Source organism: Psychrobacillus sp. NPDC096426, assembly GCF_044762745.1.
In the GTDB taxonomy this organism is placed as follows: domain Bacteria; phylum Bacillota; class Bacilli; order Bacillales_A; family Planococcaceae; genus Psychrobacillus.
In genome coordinates this window covers 124,280-137,412 of record NZ_JBIWEX010000008.1, presented here as the reverse complement: position 1 = coordinate 137,412, position 13,133 = coordinate 124,280, and the positions used below count along the sequence as shown (strand labels likewise).

The 13,133-nt window shown below is 32.6% G+C and carries 11 protein-coding genes; all 11 read left to right on the top strand.

Annotated elements, in window-relative coordinates; all coding sequences use genetic code 11:
* Positions 1 to 43: 43 nt before the first annotated feature.
* The gene (locus tag ACIQYS_RS09090) at positions 44 to 811 is read left to right on the top strand and encodes a tyrosine-protein phosphatase (protein ID WP_402977983.1); all 768 of its coding nucleotides are present in this window, start codon (positions 44 to 46) and stop codon (positions 809 to 811) included.
* Positions 812 to 1,032: 221 nt separating this feature from the next.
* On the top strand, positions 1,033 to 2,868 hold the full coding sequence (locus ACIQYS_RS09085) for a polysaccharide biosynthesis protein (protein WP_402977981.1): 1,836 nt from the start codon (positions 1,033 to 1,035) through the stop codon (positions 2,866 to 2,868).
* 58 nt (positions 2,869 to 2,926) lie between these two features.
* Positions 2,927 to 4,231, top strand: a complete 1,305-nt coding sequence (locus ACIQYS_RS09080) for a glucose-6-phosphate isomerase (RefSeq protein WP_402977978.1) — start codon at positions 2,927 to 2,929, stop codon at positions 4,229 to 4,231.
* 22 nt (positions 4,232 to 4,253) lie between these two features.
* On the top strand, positions 4,254 to 5,132 hold the full coding sequence (gene galU / locus ACIQYS_RS09075; protein ID WP_402977975.1) for a UTP--glucose-1-phosphate uridylyltransferase GalU: 879 nt from the start codon (positions 4,254 to 4,256) through the stop codon (positions 5,130 to 5,132).
* A 133-nt stretch (positions 5,133 to 5,265) separates the two neighbouring features.
* On the top strand, positions 5,266 to 5,895 hold the full coding sequence (locus ACIQYS_RS09070) for a sugar transferase (RefSeq protein WP_402977972.1): 630 nt from the start codon (positions 5,266 to 5,268) through the stop codon (positions 5,893 to 5,895).
* The gene (locus ACIQYS_RS09065) at positions 5,892 to 6,734 is read left to right on the top strand and encodes an NAD-dependent epimerase/dehydratase family protein (RefSeq protein ID WP_402977970.1); all 843 of its coding nucleotides are present in this window, start codon (positions 5,892 to 5,894) and stop codon (positions 6,732 to 6,734) included. Before ACIQYS_RS09070 ends, ACIQYS_RS09065 begins: the two co-directional genes overlap by 4 nt.
* A 2-nt stretch (positions 6,735 to 6,736) precedes the next feature.
* Positions 6,737 to 7,855: a glycosyltransferase family 4 protein gene (locus ACIQYS_RS09060; protein ID WP_402977967.1), complete on the top strand. Its 1,119-nt coding sequence runs from the start codon at positions 6,737 to 6,739 to the stop codon at positions 7,853 to 7,855.
* A 56-nt stretch (positions 7,856 to 7,911) separates the two neighbouring features.
* Entirely contained in the window at positions 7,912 to 9,090 is a 1,179-nt protein-coding gene (locus tag ACIQYS_RS09055) for a hypothetical protein (RefSeq protein WP_402977964.1), read from the top strand.
* 20 nt (positions 9,091 to 9,110) lie between these two features.
* Positions 9,111 to 10,319 carry a glycosyltransferase gene (locus ACIQYS_RS09050; RefSeq protein WP_402977961.1) on the top strand — a complete coding sequence of 403 codons (1,209 nt, stop codon included), beginning with the start codon at positions 9,111 to 9,113 and terminating at the stop codon, positions 10,317 to 10,319.
* A 78-nt stretch (positions 10,320 to 10,397) separates the two neighbouring features.
* The gene (locus ACIQYS_RS09045) at positions 10,398 to 11,426 is read left to right on the top strand and encodes a glycosyltransferase family 2 protein (protein ID WP_402977958.1); all 1,029 of its coding nucleotides are present in this window, start codon (positions 10,398 to 10,400) and stop codon (positions 11,424 to 11,426) included.
* Positions 11,427 to 11,827: 401 nt separating this feature from the next.
* On the top strand, positions 11,828 to 12,811 hold the full coding sequence (locus ACIQYS_RS09040; protein WP_402977955.1) for a glycosyltransferase family 2 protein: 984 nt from the start codon (positions 11,828 to 11,830) through the stop codon (positions 12,809 to 12,811).
* The last annotated feature ends 322 nt before the right edge of the window (positions 12,812 to 13,133 follow it).

Below are 13,133 nucleotides of genomic sequence, written 5' to 3'. Positions count from 1 at the left end.
CATTCTTTTTTGTTATTGTATAAGGAAAAGGGGGTAATGAAAAGTGATTGACATACATACACATATTCTACCAGGTGTAGATGATGGGGCTCAAACGGTAGTGGAATCGATGGAGCTAATTGAGCAAGCGATAAAGGAGGGTATTACGGATATTATTGCGACTCCACATGCGGACAACCCTCATTATGATGTCCCGCAAAACGTGGTGTTAGAAAAGATAGAACTGCTTAATACAGAAATGAAAAAAAACAATGTATTTATTAATATTCATCCAGGGCAAGAAATTAGAATAGGGCAAACTACTATTGAGAAGTTAACAAATGGAGAGCTTCTAACACTTGCAAATTCCAAATATGTATTAATCGAACTGCCGACTGGGGGAATACCCGCAAACACTATTCAGATAATCCAAGGGATTTTAAATTTAGACAAAGTGCCGATAATTGCACATCCGGAGAGAAATCGTGCAATTGCAGAAAAACCGAGTAGACTATTGAAGTTGATCAATCACGGAGCACTAGCTCAAATTACTGCAGGAAGTTTAGCGGGTCATTTCGGTAGAAACATTCAAAAACAATCGCTTCAATTGGTGGAGGCAAATTTAGTGCATACATATGGTTCGGACGCCCATCATACGAAAACGCGCCCTTTTCTATTTGATGCAGGGCTAAGTTATTTGGAAAAACATAAAAAGTTATATGCGGTAGATATTTTTCTTGAAAATAATGCACGAATTCTAGAAAACGGAGAAGTGATTATTTTAGAGCCAAAAGACCTAGGGAAGACAAAATGGTGGAAAATTTTCGCGTAGTTTCAAGATAATTAATATAATTATCTGATAATTATCACGAGATGTAAAAAGCGTTTATGGGTAGTAAGTAAGAATTGAAATAAAAACAATACTATAGAACTACATTTGAGCTAAGTGCAATAAGTAGATTGAAATTATATGAACCTATTCTATTGCAAAAGTGCTATAATTGCTTATGGAAATGAGTAGTCAAAATTGTATGAAGATTGGGTGAATTGTTAATGTCTTTAAGCAAAAGAATGTTGATGCTAGTATTCGTCGATTCTTGTATCGTATTATTTTCTATTTATGTAGGCTATTTTTTAATACATCCGATAGACAATCCTTTTATGGACACTTTTTTGTTAATCAGTTCCCTTACCATATTTTTAGCACATAATGGTTTTGCCATGTTTTATGGTCTTTATCGTAAAGTATGGGAATACGCGTCCGTAAGAGAGTTAGTATCTATTTTCAAAGCGGTGACATTCTCCATCATAATGGTAGCTATTGTACAATTTGTCATAAAAGGAGATGTCCTATATCGTGCATTATCGATTACATGGATGCTTCATATTCTACTTATTGGTGGCTCCCGATTATCATTGAAGGTTTTCCGTGACTCATATATATTAGGTGGAAAATTCAACAATAAACGAAAGCGTACACTCATCATAGGAGCAGGATCTGCAGGTACAATGATTGCCCGACAGTTGCTCCGCAATAAAGAATCTCCGCTAAAGCCAATCGCTTTTTTAGATGATGATTTACAGAAAAAAGGATTAGAAATCTTTAATATGCGAGTATTAGGTGGAACAGATATCATTGCAGGTGCGGTAAAAGACTTGGATATCAAACATATCATCATAGCAATCCCATCACTAGATAAACCAACAAGTGCGATGCTAATGCAACAATGCTTAAACACTGGCATTCATACACAGATTATGCCACTTATCGAAGACTTACTAACGGGCAAAGTATCAATCAATCAAATCAGAGATGTAAGAATAGAAGATTTACTCGGACGGGATGAAGTAGAGCTTGATTTGGAATTAATCTCTACGAAACTAACAAACAAAAAAATACTCATAACCGGAGCGGGCGGCTCCATCGGTTCTGAGATTTGTCGCCAAGTAGCAAGATTTGACCCAAAACAACTGATCCTACTCGGCCACGGCGAGAACTCTATCTATACTATAGATATGGAACTACGCAAAAAAGTTTCACCAAATACAGAAATAATTCCAATTATCGCTGATATCCAAGATCGCAATCGCATTTTTGATATCATAGCAACACATAAACCAGATGTTATTTATCACGCTGCAGCACATAAACATGTACCATTAATGGAATACAACCCAATAGAAGCAGTCAAAAACAATATCTTCGGTACAAAAAATGTTGCAGAAGCAGCAGATATGTTCCGAGTAGAATACTTCGTTATGATCTCAACAGACAAAGCAGTCAACCCACCGAACATGATGGGTGCGTCAAAGCGTTTTGCTGAAATGATTATTCAGAATCTTGCGAAAGATAGTAGAACGAAATTCGCAGCAGTACGTTTTGGGAATGTACTTGGATCCAGGGGAAGTGTCGTCCCATTATTTAAGAAGCAAATAATGGCTGGTGGGCCTGTGACAATAACGGATGAACGCATGACAAGATACTTCATGACCATTCCGGAAGCTTCAAGACTAGTCATTCAAGCAGGAACACTTGCAAATGGCGGGGAAGTATTCGTCCTCGACATGGGAGAACCAGTGAAAATTGTAGATTTAGCTAATAATCTAATTCGATTATCTGGTTACTCAAAAGGCGAAATTGAGGTTAAAGAAACAGGTATTAGACCTGGTGAAAAATTATATGAAGAATTGATGAATGAGAACGAAAGACAGAATGAAGTTGTGTTTCCAAAGATTTATATCGGAAAGGCGACGCCGATTACTGGCAATGAATTAACTTACCTACTCGAAAAGATTCCTACACTTTCGATAGATGAATTAAAAGATACATTACTAGGGGTAGCTAATCAGAAGAATGTTGAAGTAGAAAAAAAGGCAGTGAGTATATAACGTGTGATTGCATGTTGATTCGATACTGAGAACTTGAATTTTTAGATTGGAGAATAGAATGAGTACATTAAAGTTACAAACAAACTATTTAGAGTCTTATATTCAACAGGATGAGTTACTTCTATTAAATGAGTCTGTTAAAAGAATTCACGAAAAAATGCATAATAGAAGTTCAATAGGAAACGAATTTTTAGGGTGGTTAGATTATCCGCTTGAAAATCACGACTCGCAGCTAGCGGGAATGATTGAAATCGCCGAAGTAGTTCGGAATAACGCGAAGGTGTTTGTAGTTATTGGAATTGGAGGATCTTATTTAGGCTCTAAAGCAATTCAAGACGCACTTAGCCCATACTTCAGAGTGGATGACTTCTACCCAGAAGTCATCTACGCCGGTCAAAACTTAAGTGGCCGTTATATGAATCAATTGATTAAATATTTAAAATATAAAGATGTGTATATAAATGTTATTTCCAAATCGGGCACAACGACCGAACCAGCAATTGCATTTCGTATTTTAAGAAAGTATATGGAAGAAAAGTACGGTGAAAAAGCAAAAGAACGAATCATTGTCACGACGGATAGTGAAAAAGGAGCACTTCGCGAATTAGCCGATGAAAAAGGTTATCGCTCATTTATCATCGAAGAGAGAATCGGAGGTCGCTATTCCTTCTTTACTCCAGCTGGGTTATTACCACTTGCAGTGCAGGGGTATGATATTCACGCATTAATGAATGGAGCCAAAAAGGCAGCAATCGATTTACAAGCGAATGATATTTTTACAAACCAGGCTTATCAATACGCAGTAACTCGTCAGCTGTTGCTATCAAAAGGGTATGAAGTGGAAGTGTTAGCATCATTTGAGCCTGCATTAAAAAACTTGCACGAATGGTGGAAACAATTGTTTGGTGAAAGCGAAGGAAAAGGGCATGATGGGATATTACCAGCAGCAGTCTCCTTTTCAACAGATCTTCATTCCATTGGGCAATACATTCAAGACGGGAAACGTTTCTTATTTGAAACATTATTACATTTTCACGAAGTAGAAGAAGACTGTGAAGTTCCATATGATAGTCAAAATAAAGATCAACTGAACTATTTAACTGATAAAACACTAAATACCATCAATGATATTGCTACTCAAGGTACGGCAATGGCACATGTTGAGGGTGGTGTTCCTGTAATGAGTATTGAAGTTGAAAGATTGGATGAGTATCATCTAGGTTATTTGATGTACTTTTTCATGAAATCATGCGCAATGAGTGCTTACTTACAAGGGATTAATCCATTTGATCAGCCTGGTGTAGAAGCATATAAGCAGAAGATGTTTGAATTACTTGGAAAGAATGTTGAAGTAGCAAAATAATTAGGGTTATGGGTGATGACGAATGAAAAAAGTGAGAAAAGCTATTATACCAGCGGCAGGATTGGGAACACGATTTTTACCAGCTACGAAAGCGATGCCGAAGGAGATGTTACCAATCGTCGATAGACCTACGATTGAATATATTGTGGAAGAAGCGATCGCATCTGGAATAGAAGATATTATTATTGTGACGGGTAAAGGCAAACGTGCAATAGAAGATCATTTTGATAGAAATTTAGAGCTTGAAGAAAATTTGATCGGAAAAGGGAAGTTTGATCTACTAGAAAAAGTAAATCAATCCTCCAAGGTGGAAATCCACTATATACGACAAAAAGAACCTAAAGGATTAGGGCATGCCATATGGTGTGCACGTAATTTTATCGGTGATGAACCATTTGCTGTATTACTAGGTGATGATATCGTACAAGCTGAAAAACCATGTCTCCAACAATTGATTGAACAATATAATGAAACAGGATCATCCGTGATCGGAGTTCAAACAGTTGCGGATGAAAATACAAATCGATATGGAATTATTGATCCAAATTCAAAAGAGGGCAGACGTTATCAAGTGAATAATTTTGTAGAAAAACCTGCACAAGGTACTGCACCTTCTAATTTAGCTATTATGGGACGATATATTTTAACACCTGAGATTTTTGGGTTTCTGGAAAAGCAGGAAACTGGAGCTGGTGGAGAGATTCAGTTGACGGATGCGATTCAGAAGTTGAATGAGATACAGAATGTGTATGCGTTTGATTTTGAGGGAAAGCGATATGATGTTGGAGAAAAGTTAGGATTTATACAGACTACAATTGAGATGGCTTTGCAGGATGAAGGGTTGCGGGAAGAGTTGCTGGTTTATCTTGATGAGCTGATGACTAGTCGGTTGGTGATGTAGGGAATAGAATGACGAAACACATTTGATTGGGCTTTGTGGTTTTTTCAGTGGATTAGTAGTTGGTTTGATAGGTGATTTGCCAATCCAATTAAGTACTAAGAGACTAAGGAAATCAAGGAGGAATGTAATAGAGATGTATATGAAAATTAAAAGATTGATAGATATCATTCTATCATTATACGGGCTTATTGTTATATCACCAGTGTTCTTTATATTGATTATTGCTATTAAATTAGAATCAAAAGGTCCAGTTCTCTTTAAACAAAAAAGAATAGGAATTTATAAGACTCATTTCAATATATTAAAATTCAGAACGATGAGAATAGATACTCCCAAGGACACTCCAACTCATCTATTAGCAAACCCAGAGCAGTATATCACAAAGATGGGCAAGTTTCTAAGGAAGACTTCACTTGATGAGCTCCCACAGATTTGGAATATTTTTGTTGGACAGATGAGCATTATTGGTCCGAGACCAGCACTTTGGAATCAATATGATTTAATAGAAGAAAGAGATAAATATGGGGTTAATGATGTGCCCCCTGGGTTGACAGGTTGGGCTCAGATTAATGGGAGAGATGAGCTTCCTATAGAAGTTAAGGCGAAATTGGATGGGGAGTATGTTGAGAAGATTAGTCTTGGCATGGATGTTAGGTGTTTTTTGGGGACGATTGTTAGTGTTGTTAAGAGTGATGGGGTTGTTGAAGGTGGTACAGGGTCTAAAAGGAAGGTTGCAGGTACTAAGGAGAGTATTTCAAAATGAAAAAAATACTGATAACAGGGGCAAGCAGCTATGTAGGTAAAAGCCTAGAGAAATGGCTGGGAAAATCTCCTGATAGATATTCTATAGATTCCATTAGTTTGAGGAACGATACATGGAAGGAAAAAGATTTTTCAGAGTATGATGTTGTCGTTCATGTGGCTGGTATAGCGCATATAAAAGAAACAAAAGAAAATGCAGGACTATATTATAGAGTGAATCGTGATTTGGCAAATGAAACTGCTATAAAGGCAAAAAATGATGGTGTTGGGCAATTTATATTTTTAAGCTCGATGAGTGTTTATGGAATAGAAACTGGAGTAATAAAAAAAGATACTCCACTTAAGGCAAAAAATAATTATGGTAAGTCAAAGCTTCAAGCAGAAGAGCTAATTAGTACGATGGGAAATGATTCATTTAAAGTTGCGATTCTTCGTCCACCGATGATTTATGGGAAAGGATGCAAAGGAAACTATCCTAGATTAGCAAATCTTGCATTAAGACTACCTGTCTTTCCAAATATCCAGAATAAGCGAAGTATGATTTATATTGATAACTTGTGCGAGTTTGTAAAATTGTTAATCGATGATTTTAGTGGAGGCTTATTTTTCCCACAAAATACTGAGTATGTTTGTACATCAGAAATGGCAAAGATGATAGCAGAGACGCATGGAACTAATTTTCGAATGACAAATTTGTTTAATTTGTTATTAGGACAAATTAGGATTGCTACAATAAACAAGGTGTTTGGCGATTTGGTGTATGAGAAGAGTATGACTGAATACCAAAGTACTTATAATGTTTATGAATTTGAGACAACTATTAAATTAACGGAGCAATGATAATGAAAAAAGTATTATTTGTGGCTACAGTAGTAAAAGCTCATATTATGGTGTTTCATATACCAGTTATAAAGTGGTTTAAAGAAAATGGATACGAGACATATGTTTGTGCAAGAAACGATTATGAAAACAAGGAAGAATGTGTAGTACCTTATTGCGATAATTATTATGATGTCCCGTTTGAACGATCTCCATTTAAATTAAATAATATTAAAGTATATAAACTACTAAAAGAAATTATTGACTCTAATAAATTTGATTTAATTCATTGTCATACACCCATGGGTGGAGTACTAACTAGATTAGCAGCTAGTAATGCAAGAAGAAATAATACAACTGTCATCTATACAGCACATGGGTTACATTTTTATAAGGGCGCGCCTCTCCCAAATTGGCTGTTATATTACCCTGTTGAAAGATGGTTAGCAAGATATACCGATGTCCTTATTACAATAAATAAAGAAGATTATAATAGGGTCAAAAAGTTTAAAGCAAAGAGAATTGAATATGTACCTGGAGTTGGTATAGACAGTAAAAAGTTTAGAAAAGTTGATAATGAAAAAATCGCAAAGAGAAAAGAAATTGGTGTTCCTGAAGAGAGCTATGTCATACTCTCTGTGGGAGAACTTAATAAAAATAAAAATCATGAAGTAATTATAAGAGCATTGGCAACGTTGAAAAATAAAAATATTCAGTATGTAATATGTGGTCATGGAATTTTGGAAAATCATTTGAAAGAATTAGCAGACGCATTAGGCATAGAAGAACAATTAAAACTATTGGGATTCCGAAATGATATAGGTGAGATTTGTAAAGCTTCTGACTTATTTGCCTTTCCGTCTTATAGAGAAGGGCTTTCGGTATCTCTAATGGAAGCTATGGCTTCTGGACTTCCTGTTATATGTTCGGGTATAAGGGGGAATTCTGATTTAATTGAGAATGGTAAAGGTGGTTATTTAATAAAACCTGATGATATTGATGGTTTTGCTAATGCCCTTCGGAAGTTATCTGCAAACCAATTAGATAAAGAATCTTTTGGGGAATTTAACAAAAATGCAATAGAGGAATTTAATATAGAAAATGTGATGTTAATTATGTCAAAAATATACTTAGATGTATAGTGAGAACCTATTTTTACCGAAATACTTAAACTAATATAGGGTAGTTGAGGGAAAAAATGAAATTAGCTTATTGGAGTTTTTTAATATTCGTTATATTGAAACAATTTTATTTCTTTGAATCAGGAGGATTGCAACCAGGAGACTTATTATTATTATTATCCTTAATTTTATTTATTTTCAGTAAAGAAAATAGGCTTGAATTTAATATAAAAGTAATAGATCGTTTATTAATTTATTTTATTGTTTGCGTTATTTTAATTAATGGTTTTTATGCTGTTTATTATCAAAGAATAGATTTTGTTATATCTTCATTACATTATGTATTTAATTTCATAGTGGTAATCCTTTTTCGTGTATATGCTGAAAATATGTTTTTTTTAGAAAAACTCTTTAATGTTTGTAAATTAAACTTATGGATACAATTATTAATATATCTAGTCGGAATTGGAGATTATTATGGTACTTCTAGGTATATTGGGACTTTTAATGATCCAAATCAAATGGCCTTTTTTATCTATATTACTTTAATGGTAATGTACATTGTTTCTAGGATTATTAATAAAAAGATAAGTGTTGTTTACTATTTAATTGTAATTTTTTTAATTTTCCAAACTGTTTCTACGGGACTATTTCTCGCAATATTTTCTTTTGTTTTATTATTGATGATTTATAAGATTAGCTCAATAATGGAGTTTAAATTTAAGGTTAAAACTATATTGAAATTTAGTTTTACATTGATAGTATTACTATTAATTGCTTCGGTAAACATAATTAATATTAATGAATATTTCACAGATAGTTTTCTTTTTCAAAGAGTAGAGGAAAAAATCTTAAAGCTAGGAAATACTAATTCTTCGAATTCGTATAATGAATTAACAATTGTAGAAGAAAGAGGTATAGATAAATTATTTTTATATCCAGAAAGATTAATTTGGGGGGCAGGACAAGGGTATTATAACCGATTCGATGAAGCGGCTCATAATGGGGAGGTTCATTCTACTTTACTTAGTGTTTTGTTCTATTATGGGATAATACCATTCATATTATTAATATTATGGTTTATAAAAAATATTGGAAGGGTTACATTTTTTACTGTACTAATATTTATTCCGCTTTTGTTGGAAAGTTTCACATTACTGAATCAAAGACAACCCTTATTTTGGATGGTTTTTGTTCTTACTTATATATATATTCAAAAAAGGTTAAGGAGGAGTTATGATCTGTCTTTACCATAAAGACATCATACAATCTAATTATGAAATTATTATTTGTACATGATGGTGAAAAATTAAAAGAAGATGAAGATGGAATATTCTACACTGATGGTAGTTATAATAAAGAAGTGTGGGATAGGTATCTAACCATTTTTGGGAATGTAACTGTAATGTTTAGAAAGGACTCAAAAATATATAATCCAGTATACGCAAAGGGAAATTTTCAATTTTTTGATAAAGTGAGAATAAATTTTATCGAAATTCCTAATTTCACCTCATCTATATGGTCCTTTTTAAATTTAAGAAATAGACTAGACAACAAAAAAAAAATAAAAGAAGTAGTTAAGCAAAGTGATTATCTTATAGCAAGATTGCCAAGTAATGCAGGTAATCTTGCTGTTAAGTATGCAAAAAAATATAAAAAGCCGTATCTTATTGAAGTCGTTGGGTGCCCATGGGATAGTTATTGGAATCATAGTCTTAAGGGCAAAATTATTGCGCCAGGTGCGATGCTTTCTATGAGAAGGGTTGTAAAGCATGCACCTTTCGTTATTTATGTAACTAATAAATTTCTTCAATATAGGTATCCAAATAATATGAAAAATATAGGTTGTTCTGATGTTACCTTAAAAGAATTTAATAATAGTTTAATCGATGAAAGATTAAAAAAAATAAGTAATTTTGATGACCAACTAAAAAAAGTAATTGGCACAACTGCTGCAATAGACGTTAAATATAAAGGCCAACAGTATATAATTGAAGCACTGAGTGTTTTAAGGAAACAAGGCATTACAAATATTGAGTATCAACTAGTAGGAGCCGGTGATCAAAGTTATTTGAAATCAATTGCAAAACAATATGGTGTTGAAGAACAAGTAATATTTCTGGGGACTTTGCCTCACGAGCAAGTATTCAAGTGGTTAAATCAATTAGATATTTATACGCAGCCAAGCCGTCAGGAGGGACTTCCAAGAGCACTTATAGAGGCTATGAGTAGAGGATTACCTGCTTTTGGTGCTAGGACTGGAGGAATTCCAGAACTCTTAGAAGACAAATATATATTTAGTAATTCAAAAAGGAATATTGATGAAATATGTAAAATTCTACAATTCTTCAACAAAGATAATATGAGTAATAATGCAACAAGGAATTTTAATGAATCTAAAAAATATGATAAAGAGATTATAAAAGGTATTCGTAATAAGTTTCTTAATGAATTTATACAAAGTGGTATAAAGAATACAAATTAAATCTCTTAGATTGAATGTGATATATTTGAATCCAAATTGTTATTGGTACTAAAAAATATTTAGAATGGGTTGAGATCAATGACAGATAAAATTGTTAGTATAATAGTTCCTGTGTACAATGGTGAGTTATATTTAAACAAATGTATTGATAGTATTTTAAATCAAACATATAAGAGTATAGAGGTTATATTAATTAATGATGGATCAACTGATTGTAGTGGCTCCATCTGTGAAGAATACGCTAAAGATGATAATCGGGTAAAAGTTATTCAACAAGATAATTTAGGCCCTTCTGCTTCAAGAAATAAAGGAATAAATATTGCAAGAGGAGACTATATACAGTTTGTAGATTCTGATGATGTACTGGAATTAAATATGACTGAATTATTAGTTAAATCAATGAGTCATGAATTTCAACTTGTTATATGTGGTTATAAATTAATATATATAAACGGAAAAGAAATAGCTTCTCATCAATATATACCTATAATTGTAGGTAACTTTGATTATTCTCAATTTAATTTGAAATTTGGTGAATTGTATACTAAAGGGTTTATAAACTCATTATTTAATAAGTTATATGTAAATAATATAATAAAAAAATATAATATTCGTTTTGATAATAATACTAATATGGGTGAGGATTTGTTATTCAATCTAGATTATATTACAGTTTGTAAGAATGTGATAATAATACGGGACCAATTATATAATTATATGAAAATTAATAACAACTCACTAACAAGCAGATTTAAAGAGAAGCTATATGAAAATCAACAAATGTTATTTCGAAAGGTCGAAAAATTATTATTGAAAAATAACTGTTATAAAATTGAAAATCAACATTATGTTGAAATAACTTATTTGAAAGGGTTAATCGGTTGTTTTGAAAATATATTTCATAAGGAAAGTAATCTTACATCTAAGGATAAAAAAGAAGAAATTGGTAAAATCGTTAATGATGCTGTTCTAAGACGAAATATTCAGTATTTTAAAACGCAAAAAAATTCAAAATATATTCTTGGTATTTTAATAAAATTTAAGTTAATTAATACAATTTATTTATTATTTTCTTTAAGAAGTAGCTACAAAAAGGAAATATACTGACTACTAAATAATTTTAAATGTAAACTCAAACCTGAATTGAATAGCGGTTCTCTATCAGTCTAAAGTGTCCTTAATCATAATGCTCCAAAAAATCGGTCATTTGTTAGCTTAAAATTGGTGGATATTCAAATTCGTCCACTTGTATCAGAATAAATTCTACACTATTCTAACAATCGAGTGCGTCTGTGAAATAAATAGGAGGATAAATAAGTCAACTATATTGACAAAAAACGATCGATATATCCCTTCATGTTATTACTATCCTTACAACTCAAAGTAGGAACGAGGCTTAAATGCTAAATTCGGTACTGTATCAATGTCCCTGTAAGGTACGTGGTTTGAAACAGAGTTCTTATTAAAAATCAATCAATCGTTCTTACACTAATTCAATGGAGGTAATTATGAGTGAAGTCATTACAATAATAGTACCTGTATATAAAGTTGAAGACTATCTTCATCGTTGTGTTGATTCTATTTTGAATCAGACATATAAGAGACTTGAGATAATTCTAGTTAATGATGGTTCGCCTGACAGTTGTGGAAAAATCTGTGATGAGTATGCGATGTTAGATGAAAGAGTAAAAGTAATACATAAAAAAAATGGCGGCCTATCAGATGCTCGAAATGCAGGAATTGACATTGCTCAAGGGGAATACATTTCTTTTGTTGATAGCGATGATTGGATAGACGAGAACTATATTGAGAAGTTATACCAATTGTTAGTTAATACAAACTCCGATATTTCTGTATGCAATTTCATCAGAACTTCGACAGAAAAGGTTCACGTTGATAATTCAAAGGAAGAAATTTATGAGTATTCTAATATTGAAGCATTAGAGCAGTTGTATGAAAAATTTGGTGTTCAGATGGTTACAGCATGGGGAAAATTGTATATTAGAGAATTATTCAAAGATATACGTTTCCCTGTTGGAAAGATACATGAAGATGAGTTTACAACTTACAAACTAATGTATAAAGCTGAAAAAGTTGTTCTAACTACAGCTCAGTTATTATTCTATTGGCAAAGAGAAGATAGCATTATGGGTGTTGGCTTTAATATAAAGCATAGAATAGATGTAATAGATGCATTTAAGGAGCGAGCAGAATTTTTTGAGAAGATTGGTTTGCTGAATTTAAGTAATAAAACATACAGGGGTTTATTTGCTATTTATATGGATGTTAATAAAAGAATGAATACATTTGAAGATTCGTTAAGTATAAAGAACTTTAACAAAAACTTAATGGATTTTAGAAAAACACTTAGAAAGAGTAAACAGGCAGTTATTTTTAAAATATTTTATGAGTTATATTTTGTGAGTCCAAAAGCGATGGTGTTAATTATTGGAGTTTATAGAAGGTTGAAAAGTAATCAAAAATCTGACTAGTCAAGCAAAATAAGAAAATGTTCCTGTTAGAAACAATTATTCATTATTCTGACAATCAGCTACAATTATTAAAAATAGAGCTAAAACCGTAATGAATACAATTCTCTATTTTCTTAAGTGTACCTAAATTATCACCAAGCATGAGACAGTGCAACTCGGAAACGAATAGTAAACTGAAAATCCACTGTATTTAAAGGCTAGCCTTTGCAAACCAACACATATCTGGATTCGAAGAAATGAAAAAAAAAAACAATCCCATAACAAGCAAAATGAGGTTGTGGCACAAGTCTAATTGTAAATAAAAATCAAATGGATGGTGCCA